This window comes from Mesorhizobium sp. L2C084A000, assembly GCF_000502875.1.
GTDB lineage: Bacteria > Pseudomonadota > Alphaproteobacteria > Rhizobiales > Rhizobiaceae > Mesorhizobium.
On the sequence record NZ_AYWX01000001.1, the window covers coordinates 243517 to 263450 of the forward strand.

Annotated in this window: 17 protein-coding genes; 11 read left to right on the top strand and 6 right to left on the bottom strand. The window is 62.7% G+C overall.

Going from position 1 to position 19934, the window contains the following annotated elements:
- Positions 1-33: 33 nt before the first annotated feature.
- Genes X735_RS164325 through X735_RS164315 form a run of 3 tightly spaced genes read left to right on the top strand, consistent with a single transcriptional unit; the run spans position 34 to position 3885 of the window.
- Entirely contained in the window at positions 34-987 is a 954-nt protein-coding gene (locus X735_RS164325) for an ABC transporter permease (protein ID WP_023808717.1), read from the top strand.
- The gene (locus X735_RS164320) at positions 984-1862 is read left to right on the top strand and encodes an ABC transporter permease (protein WP_023808718.1); all 879 of its coding nucleotides are present in this window, start codon (positions 984-986) and stop codon (positions 1860-1862) included. The genes X735_RS164325 and X735_RS164320 overlap by 4 nt, the downstream gene beginning before the upstream one ends.
- Positions 1855-3885 (top strand): ABC transporter ATP-binding protein, encoded by a 2031-nt coding sequence (locus X735_RS164315; protein ID WP_023808719.1) that lies wholly within the window; start codon positions 1855-1857, stop codon positions 3883-3885. Before X735_RS164320 ends, X735_RS164315 begins: the two co-directional genes overlap by 8 nt.
- A gap of 26 nt (positions 3886-3911) precedes the next feature.
- Here the strand turns inward: X735_RS164315 and X735_RS164310 are convergent, their stop codons facing one another.
- Positions 3912-4814, bottom strand: coding sequence for a LysR family transcriptional regulator (locus tag X735_RS164310; RefSeq protein ID WP_023808720.1), 903 nt, complete (start codon positions 4812-4814; stop codon positions 3912-3914).
- A gap of 113 nt (positions 4815-4927) precedes the next feature.
- Between X735_RS164310 and X735_RS164305 the strand changes: the two genes are divergently transcribed.
- The 6 genes from X735_RS164305 to X735_RS164285 all read left to right on the top strand — a co-directional run bounded on the left by X735_RS164305 (position 4928) and on the right by X735_RS164285 (position 12850).
- Positions 4928-6583, top strand: a complete 1656-nt coding sequence (locus tag X735_RS164305) for an ABC transporter substrate-binding protein (protein WP_023808721.1) — start codon at positions 4928-4930, stop codon at positions 6581-6583.
- On the top strand, positions 6580-7470 hold the full coding sequence (locus tag X735_RS0133420) for a DUF427 domain-containing protein (RefSeq protein WP_164892819.1): 891 nt from the start codon (positions 6580-6582) through the stop codon (positions 7468-7470). The genes X735_RS164305 and X735_RS0133420 overlap by 4 nt, the downstream gene beginning before the upstream one ends.
- A 79-nt stretch (positions 7471-7549) precedes the next feature.
- The gene (locus X735_RS164300; protein ID WP_023808723.1) at positions 7550-8314 is read left to right on the top strand and encodes an SDR family oxidoreductase; all 765 of its coding nucleotides are present in this window, start codon (positions 7550-7552) and stop codon (positions 8312-8314) included.
- A gap of 420 nt (positions 8315-8734) precedes the next feature.
- Positions 8735-9709, top strand: coding sequence for an ABC transporter substrate-binding protein (locus X735_RS164295; RefSeq protein WP_023808724.1), 975 nt, complete (start codon positions 8735-8737; stop codon positions 9707-9709).
- A 76-nt stretch (positions 9710-9785) separates the two neighbouring features.
- Positions 9786-10871, top strand: coding sequence for a glycine betaine/L-proline ABC transporter ATP-binding protein (locus tag X735_RS164290; protein ID WP_023808725.1), 1086 nt, complete (start codon positions 9786-9788; stop codon positions 10869-10871).
- Positions 10868-12850, top strand: coding sequence for an ABC transporter permease subunit (locus X735_RS164285; protein WP_023808726.1), 1983 nt, complete (start codon positions 10868-10870; stop codon positions 12848-12850). The genes X735_RS164290 and X735_RS164285 overlap by 4 nt, the downstream gene beginning before the upstream one ends.
- 11 nt (positions 12851-12861) lie before the next feature.
- On the opposite strand, the gene X735_RS164280 is transcribed toward X735_RS164285, so the two are convergent.
- On the bottom strand, positions 12862-14220 hold the full coding sequence (locus X735_RS164280; RefSeq protein ID WP_023808727.1) for an NAD(P)/FAD-dependent oxidoreductase: 1359 nt from the start codon (positions 14218-14220) through the stop codon (positions 12862-12864).
- A 317-nt stretch (positions 14221-14537) separates the two neighbouring features.
- On the opposite strand from X735_RS164280, the gene X735_RS164275 reads away from it, so the two are divergent.
- The gene (locus X735_RS164275) at positions 14538-15254 is read left to right on the top strand and encodes an XRE family transcriptional regulator (protein WP_023808728.1); all 717 of its coding nucleotides are present in this window, start codon (positions 14538-14540) and stop codon (positions 15252-15254) included.
- Between the two features lie 313 nt (positions 15255-15567).
- Here X735_RS164275 and X735_RS164270 read toward each other — a convergent pair whose 3' ends face one another.
- From X735_RS164270 to X735_RS164255, 4 genes are read right to left on the bottom strand one after another with little or no spacing between them, the layout of a single operon-like run.
- Entirely contained in the window at positions 15568-16608 is a 1041-nt protein-coding gene (locus tag X735_RS164270; protein ID WP_023808729.1) for a DUF3445 domain-containing protein, read from the bottom strand.
- Positions 16609-16617: 9 nt separating this feature from the next.
- Entirely contained in the window at positions 16618-17583 is a 966-nt protein-coding gene (locus X735_RS164265; RefSeq protein ID WP_023808730.1) for a PDR/VanB family oxidoreductase, read from the bottom strand.
- Positions 17580-18176 (bottom strand): dimethylamine monooxygenase subunit DmmA family protein, encoded by a 597-nt coding sequence (locus X735_RS164260; protein WP_023808731.1) that lies wholly within the window; start codon positions 18174-18176, stop codon positions 17580-17582. Before X735_RS164260 ends, X735_RS164265 begins: the two co-directional genes overlap by 4 nt.
- 41 nt (positions 18177-18217) lie before the next feature.
- Positions 18218-19351 (bottom strand): aminomethyltransferase family protein, encoded by a 1134-nt coding sequence (locus tag X735_RS164255; RefSeq protein WP_023808732.1) that lies wholly within the window; start codon positions 19349-19351, stop codon positions 18218-18220.
- Between the two features lie 286 nt (positions 19352-19637).
- Between X735_RS164255 and X735_RS164250 the strand changes: the two genes are divergently transcribed.
- Entirely contained in the window at positions 19638-19925 is a 288-nt protein-coding gene (locus tag X735_RS164250) for a hypothetical protein (RefSeq protein ID WP_023808733.1), read from the top strand.
- Positions 19926-19934 lie beyond the last annotated feature (9 nt).

Here is a 19934-nt window from a genome sequence, read left to right on the forward strand (position 1 = left end):
GCATGGGGGCTGGCTCCACAAGGAGTCCTAGCCATTCTCTCCTTCCTTGTCCGGCGTGTCTCGCTGTCGCTCGTCACGCTGTTCCTGCTCAGCATCATGGTGTTCCTGGGCGGCCAGGTGCTGCCCGGTAATGTCGGGCGCGCAATATTGGGTCCGTTCGCAGACCAGCGCGCGGTCGACACGCTCAATCACACGCTCGGTGTCGATCGTCCGCTGCTGACGCAGTATTGGAGCTGGATCTCCAATTTCGTCCAGGGCGACATGGGCACGTCCTACATCTTCCGCTCGCCGGTCGCGCCTTTCGTCATCGATGCGCTCGGCAATTCGATGAAGCTGGCGGCGGTCGCCTTCGTTCTGGTGGTGCCGATCGGCATCCTCGGCGGCGTCGTTGCCGCGCTCAACCTCAACCGGCCGCTCGATCGCATCATCAGCCTTGGCGGCCTGTCGGTGACGGTGCTGCCGGAATTCGTCACCGGCATCATCCTGATCCTGATCTTCGGCGTGTGGCTGCGCTGGCTGCCGATCTCGGCCGCATGGCCGCGCGATGCCGGCTTCTTCACGCAGCTCTATTACCTGATCCTGCCCTCGCTGCCGCTGTTCCTGGTGCTGTTCGGCTACATCGCCCGCATGGCACGCTCCGGCATGATCGAGGCGCTCGATTCCGACTACACGCGAACGGCCGTGCTGAAAGGCCTGCCCTGGCGCACGGTGATCTGGCGGCATGTGCTGCGCAACGCGCTGTTGCCGACCATCACCGTCATCGCGACACAGACCGGCTATCTCATCGGCGGCTTGGTCGTCATCGAAACGCTGTTTCGCTACCAGGGCATCGGCTCGCTGATCTTCACCGCCGCGCGCGGCAAGGATTTCCCGACGCTGGAATCCGGCATTCTCACCATCGGCATCGTCTATGCTGTGGCCACCCTTGTCGCCGACTTCCTCTATTCCGTGCTCAATCCGCGCATCCGGCTGGGGTCAGATCAATGAGCGCCGTCCAGACCACCTCCCCCAACCCCGGCGACATGCGCCGGCACGGCCCCCTGGCGGAGGTCTTTTACTCCCTGCTGCGCTCGCGAACCTTCCTTGTCGGTTTCGCCATCGTGCTGTTCTGGGTTGCCTGTGCGCTGTTCGGCGAGCATTTCGCACCTTATGATCCACTTGCGGACGACATCATCAACGCGCTGGCGCCGCCCTCTTCCGAACACTGGTTCGGCACCGACCAGATCGGCCGCGACGTCTTCTCGCGCGTCATCGTCGGTTCGCGCGACATCCTGACCGTCGCACCGCTGGCAACCTTGCTGGCGACAGTGGCCGGCACGGCGCTCGGCCTCCTTACCGGCTATTTTCGCGGTCTCGTCGACGATGTCGTCAGCCGCATCCTGGAAGCCTTCATGGCGATCCCGGTGGTCATCGTCGCGCTGCTGGCCATCGTTGCGCTCGGCACCTCGAAGACGACCGTCATCGTCGTCATCGGCCTGAGCTTCGCGCCGATCATCGCGCGCACCGTGCGCTCGGCGGTGCTGGCCGAGCGCGAACTCGACTATGTCGCCGCCGCACAGCTTCGGCATGAAAGTGCGCTGCATACGATGTTCGTCGAGATCCTGCCCAACGTCATCCCGCCGATCCTGGTCGAAACCACCGTGCGGCTCGGCTATGCCATTTTCGCCGTCGCCACGCTCTCCTTCATGGGCTTTGGCATCCAGCCGCCCTCGCCCGACTGGGGGCTGTCGATCTCCAACAATTACGGCATGATCGGCGGCGGCTTCTGGTGGACGGTGCTGTTCGATGCGCTCGCCATCGCTTCGCTGGTGATCGGCGTCAATCTGGCGGCCGACGGCGTTCACGGAGCGCTCAATGACTAACTCCGCCAAGGCCGGAAACGCACTCGAACTCACCGATCTTTCGGTTGCCTACCGCGTCGCCGGCCGCAATCGCGCCGTGCTGCGCAACCTCAGCCTCAGCATCGGCCAGGGCGAAGCCTACGGTCTGGTCGGCGAATCCGGTTGCGGCAAGTCGACAGTGGCGCTCACTGTCGTGCGTTATCTTCCTAGAAACGGTTCGATCACCGGCGGCGCCATCTCCCTCGATGGCCAGAATGTGATGAAGCTGGACGCCGAGGCGCTCAGGCGGGCGCGCGCGGAAAGCGTCTCCATGGTCTATCAGGACCCGGGCAAGGCGCTGAACCCATCGATCCGCGTCGGCCGTCAGCTGACCGAGATTTTTGAACTCGGCGGCATCTCGGGACAAGCGGCCACCGACCGGGCGATTGCGATGCTGAACCGCGTGCGCATCTCCGATCCCGTCAGCGTCATGCAGCGCTACCCGCATCAGCTTTCCGGCGGCATGCAGCAACGCGTGGCGATTGCCATGGCGCTGGCTAACGATCCCTCGATGCTGATCCTCGACGAGCCGACGACCGGCCTCGATGCGACGGTGGAAGCCGAAGTGCTCGACCTGATCGCACAGCTCAGGCAGGAACTGTCGGCCTCGATCCTGTTCATCAGCCACAACCTCGCCGTCGTCTCCAACATGTGCGACCGGGTCGGCGTGCTCTATGCCGGCATGCTGGTCGAGGAAGGGCCGACGGAGGTCGTCTTCAACGATCCGCGCCATCCCTACACCGTAGCCTTGCTGCGCTGCCTGCCGCGCGGTGGCCAACGCAAGGATCAGGGCCGGCTCGACACCATTCCGGGTTTCCTGCCCGGCATTGGTGCCGACATCAAGGGCTGCGCCTTCGCCGATCGCTGCGCGCTCGCCGACAACCGCTGCCGCAACGAATTGCCGCCGCTCTACGATCTGGGCGGCCGGCTGTCGCGCTGCTTCCATCACGACAAGGCGCAGGCGCTGCCGCGCGCGACACCGAGCGATGTGGCGCCCGCACCAAAGGCGGCAGCCGCACCGGTGCTGCGCGTCGCCGGACTGAACAAGACCTATGCCAGCCATGGCCATGCACTGCGCGCCGTCAAGGACGTGTCGCTCGATTTGCGACCCGGCGAAACGCTCGGGCTGGTCGGCGAGTCCGGCAGCGGCAAGACGACCTTCGCCAGGCTGCTGCTCGGCCTGGTGCCGCCCGACGACGGCGGCACCATCGAGCTGGAAGGCAAGGCGCTGGCGCCACGGCTGGAGAACCGCAGCGACGACCAGATCAAGGCGATGCAGATCGTCTTCCAGAATCCGGATTCCGCACTCAACCGCTCGCATTCGATCCGCCACCTGATCGGCCGCGCGCTGAAGCGGCTGGCGGGCCTCTCCGGCAAGGCGCTGGAGGCTCGTCTCAACGACCTCGTCCGCTCGGTGCGGCTCACAGACCGGCATCTTGCCGTCAAGCCACGCCAGCTTTCGGGCGGCCTGAAGCAGCGCGTTGCCATCGCGCGCGCCTTCGCTGGCGATCCGCGCATCGTCGTCTGCGACGAGCCGACCTCGGCGCTCGACGTGTCGGTACAGGCAGCGATCCTCAATCTGCTCGCCGACCTGCAATCCAAGGAAGACGTCAGCTACATCTTCATCTCGCACGACCTTGCCGTGGTGCGTTACCTCTCCGACAAGATCGCCGTACTTTATCTCGGCCGCATCATGGAACTAGGACCGTCGGAAGACGTCTTTTCCGGCCCGCATCATCCCTATACCGAAGCGCTGCTGTCGGCCGTGCCCAAACTCGACCAGACCGAGACGGCGCGTATTCGTCTCGATGGCGAAATCCCCAGCGCCACCAACCCGCCGTCGGGCTGCGTGTTCCACACGCGTTGCCCGCGCAAGATCGGCCCGATCTGCGAACAGCAGGAGCCGCCACTCAGCGAAGCCCAGCCCGGCCATTCGATCCGCTGCCACATTCCTTACGCCGAACTGGCTAGGCTGCAGAGGGCGGTCGCAACCGAGCCGGCATAGCGCTGTCGCTCGCGTGGCTTGGCCGGTCAGATCTGCCCGGCCATGCCGAGGGAACGGTCACCTTCCGAAAAGCCCTGAACTTCAGCCCAGTCCCTGGCCAGCGTGCGCAGCCCGGTGAGCGCGACATCCAGGACATCCGAAGACACGGGATTCGAGGGATAGGCGAGGTAGATTGGCCGCTGGAATACCGGTGTGTTGTCGATGCGCCGCATCTCACCGCGCTCGATATGGCCGCTGACGGCGCTGAGCGGCAGATAGGCGGCGGCTTGCTGCGACAGGACATGCTGGAGGCCGATGAAGACCAGCCCGGCCGATATGGCCGGCTTGACCATGCCGGCAAAGGCGCGGTCGTGCTCGATGCGGAATTCCAGTCCCCAGTCCATCAGGATATAGTTTTCGGTCCATGGCTTGGTCTGTGCGGCGTGCTGGACGAGCACGACCTGATCGACGGCCAGCGTCTCGTAGACAATGCCGGGATGCGGTCGCGGAAGATAGAGGATGCAGATGTCGAGCAGGCCTTCTGCCAGCTGGTCGATCGCCAGATCCGGGAAACTGCCTTCAAGCCGCAGCGCCACGTTCGGCCGCCTGGCGCGCATCCACTCGACCCAGGGCGAGGTGATGCGGTCCCAGAGATAGGCCGGCGCGGTCAGCCGCAGCAAGGTTTCGTAGCCATCGGGAACGGCGATATCCTGCCGTGATTGCTCCCAGGTGCGGGTGATGGACGATGCGTGCGGCAGGAATTGCCGGCCGGCCGGCGTCAGCGTGACGCCATCGCGGTCGCGCACGAACAGCCGGCGTCCCAACTGATCCTCCAGTCCCCTGATCCGCGCACTGACCGTGGACTGGGCGAGGTTGAGCCGGCTGGCCGCGACGGTAAAGCTGCCATGGGTGGCGACTTCGAGAAAGCTGCGCAGATTCTCAGTGTCCATACCCACCTCTTGCATCGAAAATTTCGATGACCCCTATCAAAAAATATCGCTTTCCGGCGGCAGTCAACAATGAACTAGATGACTGAATCCCAAGACAAGCGAGGAATCCAGCCATGCCCAAGCATTTCCGGATGATCGACAACGCTCGCAGAACGCTCACTGCAATCGAAAATTCCGCTGTCGACGAATTGCTGGCCGGCAGGATGGGCCGGCGCGACTTCCTGCGCCATGGCAGCGTGCTTGGCCTCTCCCTGCCGTTCCTGGGCAGCCTTGTCGCAGCAGTTGGCTTCGGTACACAGCAGGCACGCGCCGAGGGCAAGCCGGGCGGCACGGTGCGCGCCGGCGTGGCGACGCCGGGCGGCGCCATCGATCCCGTCACCTACTATGACAGCGGCAGCTATCAGCTGGTTTTCCAGACCGCCGAGTTTCTCTGCATCACGCAGCCGGACCTCACCTTGAAGCCGGTGCTGGCGGAAAGCTGGGCGCCGAACGAGGACGGCAGCATCTGGACCTTCAAGCTGCGCAAGGGCGTGAAATTCCACAATGGCGAGGACTTCAAGGCCGACGACGTCGTCGCAACCTTCGATCGGCTGGCCGACCCCAACGGTGCCTCCAACGCGCTGTCGGTGTTCAAGGGGCTGCTGTCGAAGGGCGGCACCCGGAAGGTCGACGACCACACCGTCGCCTTCCATCTCGATGCGCCGAATGGCAGCTTTCCCTATTCGGTGTCGATCGACAACTATAACGCCGTCATCCTGCCGGCGAGCTACAAGGGCGACTACGAAAAGACGTTTGAAGGCACCGGGCCGTTCCGGCTGGAGACCTACACGCCGAAGGTCGGCGCGACCTTCATCCGCAACCCAGACTATTGGGGTGAGAAAGCGCTGCCCGACCGGCTCGAGTTCAAGTTCTACGGTGACGTGCAACCGCGCATCCTGGCGCTGCAGGCGGGCGAGGTCGACATTCTCGATGCTGTTCCGCTCGATGTCAGCCAGGTCGTGCTGAACAGTCCTGATATCACCGTGTTGCGTGTCGCTTCGACCGCGCACCGCCAGCTTCACATGCGCTGCGACACCGGCCCGTTCACCGACAAGCGCGTACGCCAGGCGCTGGCGCTGTGCATCGACCGCTCCAAGCTGGTCGACGGCTTGTGCCGCGGCATGGCGGCGACCGGGAATGACAGCCCGTTCGCGCCGGCCTTCCCTGCGACCGACAAGTCGGTGCCGCAACGCGTCCAGGAGATCGCCAAGGCCAAGCAGTTGCTCGAGGCGGCGGGTCTCGCCGAAGGCTTCGACATCACGCTGACCACGCTGCGCTATTCCGACATTCCGGGCTATGCGCAATTGTTCCAGAATTTCGCCAAGGAAATCGGTGCCCGCATCTCGCTCAACATCGAGGACCAGGACAAATATTACGGCAAGGCGGTGTTCGGCCAGTCGGACTGGCTGGACAGCCCGCTCGGCATTACCGACTACGCGCATCGCAGCGTGCCGAACGTGTTTCTCAAGAGCCCGCTGGTCAGCGACGGCCCGTGGAACGCGGCGCATTTCAAGAGCCCGGCCTATGACGGCATGGTCACCAGCTATCTCAAGGCGCTCGATGTCGGCGCGCAGCGCGCCGCCGCCTCCGACATCCAGAAACTGCTGCTCGACGAGACGCCTGTCATCTTCAGCTATTTCCCCGATCTGCTGGTGCCGGTGCGCAAGAATGTCAGCGGCCTGCCGCCGATCGCGGCCGGCCTGCTGCTCGACCGCGTGTCGTTGAGCTGATCGTGCCCCAACGCCCGATGACAAAAGAAACAAAACGGGAGACTACCATTCGCAAGCCTCATTTGCGCGGCCGTGGGCCGCATTTTCCCTTGCTGGACACCCTCGTGCAGTATGAATTCGAGCCGGGCTACATAGCCTTCACCATGCCGACGCAGAAGCGACTGCGTGTGCAGGTGGGGTCGATGACCGTGGCCGATACGACCAATGCCTTGGTGTTCTACGAATCCGATCACCTGCCGGTCTACTATTTCCCGATCGGCGACGTTCGCGAGGAATTCCTGCTGCCGAGCAAGACCACGACAGAGGATCCGTTCAAGGGCACAGCCACCCACTATTCGCTCAACACCGGCATCACGCTGGTCGAGGATGCGGCCTGGCGCTATCTCGATCCGGTCAAGGGCTGTCCGCCGATATCGGACTACATGTCGTTCACCTGGAGCAAGATGGGCCACTGGTTCGAGGAGGACGAGGAGATCTTCGTCCACGCCCGCGATCCGTTCCGCCGGATCGACTGCCTGCCGTCGTCGCGGCGCGTGCAGGTCATCCTCGACGGCGAACAGGTCGCCGATTCACGCCGCGGCGTGTTCCTGTTCGAGACCGGCCATCCGGTGCGCCACTATCTGCCGATCGCCGACACGCGGCTCGATATGTTCGCGCCCAGCCGCTACATCTCGCGTTGTCCTTACAAGGGCATCTCCAGCTATTATCACGTGACGACGAAGGCCAAACGTCACGAGAACCTCGTCTGGTATTATCCGGAACCGGTGCACGAGGCAGAGCGCATCAAGGGGCTGGTCTGCTTCCACCACGAACTGGTCGACAAGATCCTGGTCGACGGCGTCGAAATCCCGAAGGAAGCCACGGCCGCGTCGAGCGGTTATTTCTGAGCATCGACGCCGCCTGCGCGCGGGCGCTTGATCGAAACACGGCTCAGCCATACCCTCTCCGAGGCAGGGAGGGCACTCGATGGATCTTTTCAAGCTGGATGGCGATGTCGCGCTGGTCACCGGCGCCGGTAGCGGCATCGGCCAGGCAATCGCGATCGGGCTCGCCGAGGCAGGTGCCGACGTCGCCTGTTTCGGCCATACATCGAAGGGTGGGCTGGACGAGACCGCGCACCGAATCGCGGCACTCGGCCGCAAAGCGCTGGTGCTGACCGGTACAGTGACATCGCAGAGCGATCTCGCGGCTGCGATCGATCGCGTTGAGAGCGAACTCGGTGCGCTCACCGTCGCCGTCAACAATGCCGGCATAGCCGGCTCCGAACCCGCCGAGACGATGCCGCTGGAGACATGGCAGAAGGTTCACGACGTCAATGTCGCCGGCGTGTTCCTGTCCTGTCAGGCCGAAGCGCGCAAGATGTTGGTGCGAGGCAAGGGCTCGATCATCAACATCGCCTCGATGTCGGGCACCATCGTCAACCGCGGCCTGACGCAGGCGCACTACAACTCTTCGAAGGCCGCCGTCATCCACATGTCGAAGAGCTTCGCCATGGAGTGGGCCGATCGCGGCCTGCGCGTCAATGTCGTCAGTCCGGGCTACACGCTGACGCCGATGAACAAGCGGCCGGAGGTGGCGAAAGAAGTGAAGATCTTCAAGCGCGACACGCCGATGGGGCGCATGGCGGCGCCGGAGGATATGGTCGGGCCGACGGTGTTCCTCGCCAGCCGCGCAGCGAGCTTCGTCACCGGCCTCGACCTGATTGTCGATGGCGGCTACGTCTGCTGGTAAGAGCTCAGCTTCGCCTGCAGTCTGAATTTGTACGTCTCGCGAAGCGTTAGTCGTTGCGCGACATGAACCTTGGTATATATAATTTCATCCTATGAAACGGCCTTGGCGAGATGGGGCTTACCAGGCGGGTAGCCGAGATCATAGGACCTTGATGGCTCGCACCTTGCAGGGGCGCCGCAGGACTGGCAATCGATCCGCAGATGACCGCTCCCGCAGCGATCCGTCGGCAGCCATGACGCCGACACTCCAATCCTGTCCCATCATCACCAGAATTGAGCACCATCTTGCCTGCGCTGGCCAAAGCCGGGGCAACAATTTGGCGCCGACGGCCTTGCGCAAAGACCAGCCTTTCCAACACAATCAAGAAAAGCCGCAAGAAGGGAACGAACGATAATTTTCACAGCTTGAAGGAGAACAAGCATGTCACTTCGCAGTGTGATTTCGAACTTAACAATGGGAGCCTTCGCGCTTGCCGCCGCAAGTGCGCTTACATCACCGGCTTACGCAGCCGCGCCGGAATCGAACGACCCGATCAAGATCGCGCTGTTCGACTGGACCAGCGTCAATCTCAACGCCAAGATCCTCGGCGGCATCCTGGAAAAGCTCGGTTATACCGTCGAATATCCGACCGCCGACTACCTCTCCAGCCTGACCACCGGCCTCACCAATGGCGATCTCGATGTCGGCCTGGAATTCTGGGACACGACCGCCGGCGAAGCCATGAAAGCCTCCGATGCGACCGGACAGACCGAACGGCTCGGCAAGCTCGGACCCAAGGCCAAGGAAGAGTGGTGGTTTCCCGAATACATGAAGGAGAAGTGCCCGGGCCTGCCCAACTGGGAAGCGCTGAAAGACCCGAAGTGTGCCGAGGCCTTCTCGACGGCGGAGACCGCACCGAAGGGGCGCTACCTCGGTGGCCCGGTGACATGGGAAGGCTTTGACGACGAGCGCGTCGAGGCGCTGAAACTGCCGTTCACCGTCATCCATGCCGGCACCGACGCGGCGATGTTCGCCGAACTCGATTCCGCCTATCAGCGCAAGGCGCCGATCATGCTGTGGATCTATTCGCCGCACTGGGCGCCGGCCAAGTACAAGGGCGAATGGGTTGAATTCCCCGAATACACGCCCGAGTGCTACAACGACCCGAAATGGGGCGTGAACCCCGATGCCAAATATGATTGCGGCAAGCCGCATGGCGAGATCTGGAAGTACTCCTGGGCCGGCATGAAGGACAAATGGCCGGTCGCCTACAAGGTGGCGAAGGCCTACACGGTCGACACCGACGAACTCAACAAGATGAGCGGCGAGATCGATCTCGGCGGCAAGACGCCGGAAGACGTCGCCGCCGCCTGGATCGCCGCCCACGAGGCCGACTGGAAAGCCTGGGCGCAGTGATCGTTCCGACTGGAAAATGAGACCGGCTGCTTGAGCAGTCGGTCCTCGGTTCTTGATGTCCCAGAAGGACGTTTGAATGACGGACAAGACTGATCGGGAGCCAAACGCGGCGGGCGCGCCAAAAGATATCCGTCCGATAAAGCTTGCCTGCCGCAATGTCTGGAAATTGTTCGGATCGAATGCGGCCAACTTCATCCGCGAACGCGACGGCAAGGCCAGCATGGCAGACGTCACTGCTGCCGGGCTGGTCGGCGCGGTGCGCGCCGTCGACCTCGAAATCCGCCAGGGCGAGATTTTCATCATCATGGGCCTGTCGGGCTCCGGCAAGTCGACGCTGGTCCGCTGCATGTCGCGGCTGGTCGAGCCGACCCATGGCAAGGTCGAATTCGAAGGCAATGACCTCCTGAAAATCTCCGATGCAGCACTCATCGAATTGCGGCGGCACCGCATGGGCATGGTGTTCCAGAACTTTGCCCTGCTGCCGCATCTCAACGTGCTGGAGAACATCGCCTTCCCGCTCGGCATCCAGGGTCAGGACCGGGCGACACGCGAAGCGCGGGCGCGCGAGGTCATCGAACTTGTCGGCCTGCGTGGCCGCGAGCATTTCTATCCGCGCGAGCTGTCCGGCGGCCAACAGCAGCGCGTCGGCATCGCACGGAGTCTCGCGACAAAGCCGGAAATCTGGTTCCTCGACGAACCGTTCTCGGCGCTCGATCCGCTGATCCGCCGCGAGATGCAGGACGAGCTGATGCGGCTGCAGACCATGCTGCACAAGACCATCGTCTTCATCACCCATGATTTCGACGAGGCCATCCGGCTGGCCGATCGCATCGCCATCATGAAGGACGGCGAGGTCATCCAGATTGGCACGCCGGAGGAACTGGTGGTCAATCCGGCGACCGACTATGTCGCCGAGTTCACCCGGGACGTCGACCGCGCCAAGGTTATTTCAGCACGCAGCCTGATGCGCGCCTGCGACGGCTCGGAACATGGCGGCACCGTTGCCCCGGATGCCAAGATCGCCAGCTTCTCGGCCGGCATCGTTGCCGCCAACAAGCCGTTCGCGGTGGTCAACGGCACCGGCAAGCCGATCGGCGAGGTGACGCCGCAAGCGGTGATCGATTTGCTGGCCGGCGTCGATCGCTCAAAGGCCGGCGCATGACGGTGACAGCAAGCGCCAGCGAGACGCGGTCGCGACCGATTCAGGTCTGGCTGCTGGTCTGGGTGTTCGCGCTTGCCGCCGTGCTTGTCGTGTTCCTGCTGCAGGACCGCCTGCCCTGGGCCGTCAACTATCCGGCAAGCGCCGTTGTGCCGGTCGCCGATTGGGTCAGCGCGCTGATGCGCTGGATCAAGTCGAACCTGTCCTGGTTGACCCGCTCGATCACCGCTGTGCTCGGCGTTCCCCTCGATTTCGCGCTCAATCTGTTGGCCAAGAATTTCAAGATCGGCCACGGCGCTGACGCCTATATCCTGCCGCGCCTGTCCTGGGTCGGCGTCTGCGCCGCCGCCTTCCTCGCCGGTCATGCCGTTGGCGGCAGAAAACTCAGCCTGCTGGTAGGCGGCTGCTTCCTCTACATCGCCCTGTTCGGCCAATGGACCAGTGCCATGCTGACGCTGGCGCTGATTTCCATCGCGGTGCCGTTCTGCATCGTCACCGGCCTGTTCGCCGGCATCTGGGCGTGGCGCAAGCCATGGGCGGAAAGGCTTGTCGTCTCCCCTGCCCTTGACCTGATGCAGACGATCCCGACTTTCGCCTATCTGATCCCGATGCTACTGCTGTTCGGCAACAGCCCGGTCTCGGCGATGATCGCGACCGCCATCTTCGCCACCCCGCCGATGGTGCGGGCGACGATGCTGGGCCTATCGCGGGTGCCGTCAGAGATCGACGATTTCAGCGAAATGGCTGGCTGCACGGCGCGGCAGAAACTGTGGCGGGTGCTTTTGCCGTCGGCGCGGCCGACACTGATGATCGGCGTCAACCAGGTCATCATGCTGGCGTTGAACATGGTGATCATCGCCTCGATGATCGGCGCCGGCGGCCTCGGCTACGACGTGCTCCTGGCGCTGCGCGCACTGAAGGTTGGCGAGGCGATGGAAGCCGGCCTTGCCATCGTGGCACTGGCCATTGCGCTCGACCGGCTGAGCCAGGCCATCGCGCACAGCCAAGCAAAGGGCCATGTCCATCAGGCGATCAGCCCGAGCCTCTGGCGGCGCTACCCCAACCTGACGCTGGCGATCGCCATTCTCGTCGTGACGACGCTGCTTGGCCTGTTCGTGCCCGCCTTCGCGGCGGTGCCAAAAGCGATCACCTTCACCACCGCACCGCTGTGGAAGGCGGCGGTGAACTGGGTGACGATCAATTTCTTCGACATGATCGAAGCGTTTCGCGTGGCGCTCATCCTCAATCTGCTGAACCCGCTGCGCGCCTTTTGCGAGGGCTTTCCCTGGCTGGGCGCGGTATTCCTGCTCGGCCTCGCCGGCTATCAACTCAGCGGCTTCCGCCTCGCTGTATTGGTCGCCGCATTGACTGCCTTCTGCGCCATCACCGGCCTGTGGGAAAAGACCATGGCGACGGTCTATCTCTGCGGTATCTCTGCCTTCATCGCCTGCCTGATCGGCATTCCCATCGGCCTGATGGCTTCACGCAGCGATCGTTTCGAGAAGATCGTCACACCGGTCATCGATACGCTGCAGGTGCTTCCATCCTTCTGCTTCATCATCCCGGTGGTGATGCTGTTTCGGGTCGGCGACGTCACCGCGATGATCGCAACGATAGCCTTCGCCGTGGTACCGGCGATCCGCTACACCAATCACGGCATCAGGCAGGTGCCGCCGGCGCTGATCGAGGCAGCCAAGGTTTCCGGGTGCACGCCACGCCAGACCTTCTTTCGCGTGCAACTGCCGCTGGCGCTGCCGGAGATCATGCTTGGCGTCAACCAGACGATCCTGATGGCGCTGGCGATGATCATCATTTGCGCCATGGTCGGCACCCGCGATCTCGGCCAGGAAGTGTTCATCGCGCTGTCCAAGGCCGATTCCGGCCGCGGCATCGTCGCGGGCTTGGCAATCGCTTTCATCGGCATCGTCGCCGACCGACTGTTCGGCGCCTGGACGGCGAAGGCCAGGGCGAGGCTGGGATAGCAGGCGCCGCCCTACTCCGCCGCGACGCCCTTCATCTCGAGATAGCTCTCCATCGAATCGTCCAGCGCCTGCAGCCACGGCGTATGATGCAGCGGCGCCATGGTGCCGGTCATCAGCGAGCGGTAGGCGTGGTCGCGGAAGCTCATAATGTCTTCGCCCTTGTGATGCTCCCACTCCATGAAGGTCTGGTTGACCGCCTCCACGTCGAAACCGGGATAGTCGGTCTGGTCCATCAATTCCTTGGTGTAGTCGCCCTGGAACCAGATCATCTGCTCGGCGTCTTCGAGCGTTTCCTCACGCGCGCGCCACTTCGCGCCGTGCTCGGCCATTGCCTCGGCCGACGGCAGTTTGATGCGGCCCATGATAACGTCGCGGGCGAACCAGGCCTGCGCGTCGAACATGTTGAAGGTGTAGAACTGGTCCTGCATGCCGATATAGGAGAACTGCGGGTTCTTCTCCCAGACGACGCCTTCATAGAGGTCGAGCGGCCACATGCGGTTGGCGGTCTTGAGCTTCAGATCGTCGGTGAGGAAGGGGAAAGAATGGAGATAGCCGGTGCACAGGATGATGGCATCAACGTCTTTCGTGGTGCCATCCTTGAAATGCGCGGTTTTGCCGACGACCTTCTGTAAGAGCGGCACCTCTTTCCAATTCTCCGGCCATTTGAAGCCCATCGGCTTCGAGCGGTAGCTGGAGGTGATCGATTTGGCGCCGTACTTGTAACATTGCGAACCGATGTCCTCGGCTGAATAGGAGCGGCCGATGATCAGGATATCCTTGCCCTTGAACTCCATCGCGTCGCGAAAATCATGGCTGTGCAGGATGCGGCCGTTGAAGGTGGAGAAGCCTTCGAAATACGGCACATTGGGCACCGAGAAATGCCCGGACGCGACGACGACATTGTCGAACTCTTCCGAATAGGTGACGTCATTGGTGCGGTCATGGGCGGTGACGGTGAATTTCTTCGTCGCGTCCGAAAAGGTCACCATGCGCACCGGGCTGTTGAAGCGCACCCATTTGCGCAAGCCTGATTTCTCGACACGGCCCTTGATGTAGTCCCACAGCACGGCGCGCGGGGGATAGGAGCCAATCGGCCGGCCGAAATGCTCCTCGAAGGTGTAGTCGGCGAATTCCAGGCATTCCTTCGGGCCGTTCGACCAGAGGTAGCGGTACATCGAGCCGTGCACGGGATCGCCATGCTCGTCGAGGCCGGTGCGCCAGGTGTAATTCCACAGGCCGCCCCAGTCCGACTGCTTTTCGAAGCAGACGATCTCGGGAATGTCGGCGCCCTTGTCGGCCGCCGACTTGAAAGCCCTGAGCTGTGCCAGGCCGGACGGTCCGGCCCCAATGACGGCAACACGACTTTTCATGGCAGGCCTCCCGATCTGAATTGGACTTTTGTGTTGACGCAATCCCGGACGGAAAACCGTTTCACACTTTTCCTGGAATTGCTCTTACGAAACAAATTTCACTCACAGGGACAGTAATTGGCCCTTTCGTGCTGTCAACAGCCCTGGGCCGAAACGACGTTCCGCCGCAGTGGATTTGCTGAAAAAAATCGGACGCGGCCAAACGCCGGATCATGCGCATGCGCCTTCAGGCGACTTGCCGTCGCACTTGCGCTGATGTATCGGCACCAGACATGTTCACCTAGAGTGAAATAAATCCGCAGATTGCCGGGGGCGACATGGCGAAGACAGTTTCCGATTCCAAGGCTGGTTCCGCCGGTGCAAAGGCCAAGCCGCTGCCAAAGGTCTCGGCCGACGGGAAAACCATCCGCGCGCCATTGACGCAGAACCCGCACGCCATTCGCGACACCCGCGAAAAGGTGCTGGAGGTGGCGATCGGCCGCGAGGTGCGGGCCTTCCGCAAGAAGCTCGGCATCACCGTCGCCGATCTGGCGGTCGCGACCGACATTTCGCTGGGCATGCTGTCGAAGATCGAGAACGGCATCACCTCGCCGTCGCTGACCACCTTGCAGGCTTTGTCGCGGGCGCTCGGCGTTCCCGTCACCGCCTTCTTCCGCCGCTTCGAGGAAGAGCGCAGCGCCGTCTTCGTCAAGGCCGGCCAAGGTCTCGATGTCGAGCGCCGCGGCACCCGCGCCGGCCACCAGTACAATCTGCTCGGCCATATCGGCTCCAACACCAGCGGCGTCGTCGTCGAACCCTATCTGATCACGCTGACCGAGGATTCCGATGTGTTCCCCACCTTCCAGCACGAGGGCATGGAGTTCCTCTACATGCTCGAGGGCGAGGTCGTTTACCGGCACGGCAGCAACCTCTACCCGATGAAGCCCGGCGACAGCCTGTTCTTCGATGCCGACGCACCGCACGGGCCGGAACAGTTGACGAAGCTGCCGATGCGCTATTTGTCGATCATTTGCTATCCGCAGAGCGCGGGGTGAGGTTAGCTGTCCCGCAAAACTCTCTTCCTCTCCCTCCGGAGGGGGGAGAGGTGGCGCTGCGAAGCAGCGACGGAGTGGGGGAAGGCGGTCCTCAAACGCGAAGCCGCCGACAAGTGGCACGACCGAGCGGGCCTGAAATCTCGGCAGGCAGCTGAACAATCGGAAGCATCGCCTGGGCGCGAACTCACAACCGCCGAATCAGGTCGACCCCCACTCCGTCGAGCTTCGCTCGACACCTCTCCCCCGATCGACGGGGTAGAGGAAGGGAGCGAAACCGTCCCGCCGGGCTCCTTTCTTTCTCTCCCAGCAGGCTCTAATCCGGCCCAAAGCCCGAACTTGTCGCACTCCCATCATCCAGCTTCGACAGCCACTCGACCAACGCCGGACGATAGCGCGTCAGGCCCTTGTAGTTGGCGAGTTCGTCGGGCAGGTCGCGGATGACGCGGTGCAGGCGCCGTGCCCATTTGGGCTGCGTCACCAATTCGTCCATCTTGATCAGATAGCAGCGGATCGGGAAGACGATGCCGTTGGAGCGCGGCAGGCGCCAGAAACTCTGCAGTTCGACACGCAGATGCACCTTGTCGCCGACATTCTCCGGCGTCACCGTCGCCCGGTCCGGACCCCATTTGTGGTAGTTTTCCGGACTGGTGTCGAGGCGCGGATTGATGGTCATCGTCCAATTCAGGCGCCGCGCCGGCTTGCCCTGCTGGATGTTGGTGAGGAATTTCAGCGCCCTGACGAAAATCCCCTTCTCATGCGCCAGCGGCACCGGCGCATGCCATTCGAAGAAGTTCATGCCGATGTCGAAATCGAGCGACCAGTCGGCCTGGGTGGTGACCATGCCGGCATCCATCCACAGATTGCCGTCGCGCTGGTCGAGGATGCAGAAATCGCCCTGGCTCTGCCGGGTGATGTATTCCATCGGGCCGTAAGGCAACGTCGAGGTGTCGCCGAAAGTGAAGGTGTCGTCGATACCGAGCGGCCGGTTGATCCAGCGCCAGCGATCGCCGTCGCGGGTCAGCGTGAAATGCTCGGGATAGCCCAGCGCCTGCTGCTCCATCAGCAATTCGAGCAGGTCCCAGCCGGCCAGCGTCATGTGCGGCAGCGACTGGCAGCGCAGCGGATCCTCAGCCAGGACCAGCGCGCGGTCCTGCATCTCGGCGACATAGTGCTCGTCGACGTCGATCAGGTTTTCCAGCACGCTGCCCCTGGGTCCGACGACATGCGGCTCGATGTTGACCGCATACATGTAGGCGTCTTCGTGGAACGGGAACGGAAACCGCCTTATGTGCTCGGGGCTGTTCTTGAAGGTGAAGTCGTCGCGGAACGTTTCCTTGCGAAAGGTAATGCCCATGATTTTCTCCTACCGTTCCAGGACCAGCGACCGGCCTTCGAAGCGCGACACGCACGGCATGATCTTCTTGCCCGAACGGTGCTCTTCCTCGCTTAGCCAGTGGTCGTTGTGGATGAACTTGCCGTCGCAAGAGATGACGTTGGTTTCGCACTGGCCGCAGACGCCGCCGCGGCAGAGGTAAGGCGGATCGACGCCGGCCGCCTCGATCGCTTCCAAGAGGCTCTGCTGTTCGTCGACGCGGATCGCCTTGCCGCTGACGGCAAGCGTCACGTCGAACGGCAGCCCGGGCTGGGGTGCCGCGAAATGCTCGAAATGCACGGTCTCCGGCGGCCAGCCCAAGGCAGCAGCCCGATCGCGCACCCAGTTGATCATGCCGGCCGGGCCGCAGACATAGAGATGCGTGCCGAGCGGCTGCGTCGACAGCAACCGGTCGAGTCCGATGCGCTCGTCGAGGTCATCATGATAGAGCCTGACCCTGCGGTCGTAGCGCGCGCGCAGCACATCCGCATAGGTGCCGAGCGATGCGGTGCGGACGGTGTAATGCAGTTCGAAATTGCCGCCCTCCGCCGCCAGCTGCGCGGTCTGCGCCATGAACGGCGTGATGCCGATGCCGCCGGCCAGCATCAGATGCTTTTTGGCGCGCAGGTCGAGCGAGAACAGGTTGACCGGATAGCTGACCACCATCTCCATGCCGGGCTTGACGCTCCGGTGCATGAACAGCGAGCCGCCGCGCCCGACATCGTCACGGCGCACCGAGATCGTGTATTCGCGCGTATCGAGTGGCGAGCCCATCAGCGAATAGGGATTGAGCCGGGTCCGTTCGCCATCGCGCATTTCAACGACAACGTGCGCGCCGCCGGAAAATGTCGGCAACAGGTTGCCGTCGCGCCGGCGGAAATGGAAGCGGCTGACCAGGTCGTTGACCGGGACGACATCGCTGACAACGACGTCTAGCTTAGTGGTGCCGGTGCTCATCGGAAAATCTCCTCCATCGGAGGAATTTCGCTGCGATCTTCCGCATTGATGCAGACGCCCTGGAAGGCTGCGATGCGCCTGGAATAATGGTCGCGCACCAGAAGCAGCAGGCCGCAATGCGCGCAGGTCGCCGGCTGCGTCGTGACATTCTCGGTGATGCCCTTGCAGTGGACGCATTGCATGCGCCGCGCCAGCGAGCCGCGGTGCTCGGTCTGGATCGAGGTGTGGTCGATGCCGGCTTCAAGCGCCACCTGCATCGCCTGGCCGATCAGGCCCTCGGTGCCCGAGAGATAGAGGCGCAGGCCCATATGCGCGTTGGCCAGTGTCTGCCGGAGCCGTGGCAACAGGCTGGCAAAGGACGGCGCCTGGTGGAACTGTGCCGGCTTCAACGCTTCGAGCGCGACGGTGTGTTTGCCGTCCGGCCCAGGAATGAAGACGACTTCGGCGTCGTCGAAAAACCTGGGGGGCGCCCTCCCGGCCATCTCCGCTATTGCCAGCGCCCCTTCCGCGTCCGCGATGAAAAGATGATGCTTGCCGGGTTGCGGAGACAAAGTTCCGTAAACCGGCCGGCTGATGATGCTTTTGGCTGCCATTTATGCCTTCGTGCCTCGAACCCCTCGCCGTTGACTATGCCTCAACCTTTCGCGGTGCGCTTGGTCTTCTTGGGATCGTCGAATGGCAGTGGCTGCGCCGTCGCCTTGATGGCACCGCTCTTGTTGCGGATTTCGAGCTTGGTGTCCTTGACCGCGCAGTCGACGTCGAGTCGGGCGATGCCCATCGATTTCTCGACCAGCGGCGAATACATGGCGCAGGTCACCACGCCGACCTTTTTGCCGTCGCGATAGACCGGCGCGCCTTCATCGGCCGGCTCCTTACCGTCGAGCAGGACGCCATAGATCTTGAAGCGCTCCTTGCCCTTCAGACGATAGTGCTCCTCGGCACCGCGAAAGCCGGTCTTGCCAGGGCTGACGGTGAAGTCGAGGCCGAGTTCCCAAAGCGTGTCGCCTGGGCCTTCGTTCTCAAACGGATATTTTTGGGAGTTGTCATAGGGGTAGAAGAGCAGATAACTTTCGACGCGCAGCATGTCGAGCGTGGTGAAGCGGCACGGAATGATGCCGGCGCTCTTGCCCTCGTCGAGGATCCTGTCCCAGATCGTGCCGGCATCCTGGCCGCGGCAGAAGATCTCGTAGCCGCGCTCGCCGGTATAGCCGGTGCGCGAGATCATCACCGGAAGACCGAACAGCTGCGTCTGCATGTGATGGAAATAGTTGAGGTCGCGAATACCCGGCACGTGCTTGGCCAGATAGTCGACCGCTGTCGGACCCTGCAGCGACAGATCGTGCAGATTGTCGTCGAAGCGCAGCGAGACGTCGCGTCCTACCGAAGCACGCTGCAACTCCTCATGGCCGGTGCCCGAACCATGCACGACCATCCATGCATTGGGGCCGGTGCGGTAGAGGATGCAATCGTCGGTGAATTTCCCCGCCTCGTTCAGCATGCAGGCATAGGCCGACTTGCCGGGATAGATCTTTTCGACATCGCGCGTCGTCGCCAGGTCGATCAGGTGTGAGGCATGCGGCCCGGTGATATGGACTTTCTTGAGGCCGGAGACATCCATCAGACCAGCCTTGGTGCGGATGGCGATGTACTCCTCGTCGGCATCCTTGTCGTAGGTCCAGGCGGTTCCCATGCCGCTCCAGTCTTCGAGCTTCGAACCGAGCGCGCGATGGCGATCCGCCAGGGTCGAAAATCTCCAGGATGCCGTCATCCGCTCGTCCTCCGTTTCGATAATGCTCTGCTGTTCCCTGCCCCCTGCGCAGCGGCGGGAGCTTTGGCCGAATATTGATCGCAAACCTCCGGGCGCCGCAATACCCATAAGCAATTAATTTCATTCTCAGGCAAAATCCGTTGCGCCAAGCAAACGGTTAACCCCGCGTAAATCGCGCTTGACAATTGCGGGATTCAGACAGAACTTATGAAAAAAATTTCACTCTGTTGAAAGAGGACGGCGGACGGGAGATTCGGAACCGGACGGCGGAAAAGGGGAGAAACCGATGTCAGACATGCAGCAGCGCATCGAAGCGCTGTACCGTTCCGACCTGCGCGGAGCCGCGCTCCTGATCGTCTGCCTGTGGGCGACGATCCTCTTCGTCCTCCTCATGACATGGCCCTACATCCCGCACAGCGGCATCAAGGCCGTCGTCGCGATCGCCGCCGCCGCCGTGCTGATCTTCAACACCGCGGCCATCCTGGCGATGGTCAAGCACTACAAGGAAGACAAGGAATTCATTTACGGGCTCGACATCAAGAACGCCGACGCGTTCAGCAACCGCAAGTCCTGAGGGGTAGAA

What these genes read in the sequence shown, in the direction of transcription:
- X735_RS164320 (WP_023808718.1), top strand. Translation starts at nt 984, where the DNA reads ATGAGCGCCGTCCAGACCACCTCCCCCAACCCCGGCGACATGCGCCGG.
- X735_RS164315 (WP_023808719.1), top strand. Translation starts at nt 1,855, where the DNA reads ATGACTAACTCCGCCAAGGCCGGAAACGCACTCGAACTCACCGATCTT.
- X735_RS164310 (WP_023808720.1), bottom strand. Translation starts at nt 4,814, where the DNA reads ATGGACACTGAGAATCTGCGCAGCTTTCTCGAAGTCGCCACCCATGGC.
- X735_RS164305 (WP_023808721.1), top strand. Translation starts at nt 4,928, where the DNA reads ATGCCCAAGCATTTCCGGATGATCGACAACGCTCGCAGAACGCTCACT.
- X735_RS164300 (WP_023808723.1), top strand. Translation starts at nt 7,550, where the DNA reads ATGGATCTTTTCAAGCTGGATGGCGATGTCGCGCTGGTCACCGGCGCC.
- X735_RS164295 (WP_023808724.1), top strand. Translation starts at nt 8,735, where the DNA reads ATGTCACTTCGCAGTGTGATTTCGAACTTAACAATGGGAGCCTTCGCG.
- X735_RS164290 (WP_023808725.1), top strand. Translation starts at nt 9,786, where the DNA reads ATGACGGACAAGACTGATCGGGAGCCAAACGCGGCGGGCGCGCCAAAA.
- X735_RS164285 (WP_023808726.1), top strand. Translation starts at nt 10,868, where the DNA reads ATGACGGTGACAGCAAGCGCCAGCGAGACGCGGTCGCGACCGATTCAG.
- X735_RS164280 (WP_023808727.1), bottom strand. Translation starts at nt 14,220, where the DNA reads ATGAAAAGTCGTGTTGCCGTCATTGGGGCCGGACCGTCCGGCCTGGCA.
- X735_RS164275 (WP_023808728.1), top strand. Translation starts at nt 14,538, where the DNA reads ATGGCGAAGACAGTTTCCGATTCCAAGGCTGGTTCCGCCGGTGCAAAG.
- X735_RS164270 (WP_023808729.1), bottom strand. Translation starts at nt 16,608, where the DNA reads ATGGGCATTACCTTTCGCAAGGAAACGTTCCGCGACGACTTCACCTTC.
- X735_RS164265 (WP_023808730.1), bottom strand. Translation starts at nt 17,583, where the DNA reads ATGAGCACCGGCACCACTAAGCTAGACGTCGTTGTCAGCGATGTCGTC.
- X735_RS164260 (WP_023808731.1), bottom strand. Translation starts at nt 18,176, where the DNA reads ATGGCAGCCAAAAGCATCATCAGCCGGCCGGTTTACGGAACTTTGTCT.
- X735_RS164255 (WP_023808732.1), bottom strand. Translation starts at nt 19,351, where the DNA reads ATGACGGCATCCTGGAGATTTTCGACCCTGGCGGATCGCCATCGCGCG.
- X735_RS164250 (WP_023808733.1), top strand. Translation starts at nt 19,638, where the DNA reads ATGTCAGACATGCAGCAGCGCATCGAAGCGCTGTACCGTTCCGACCTG.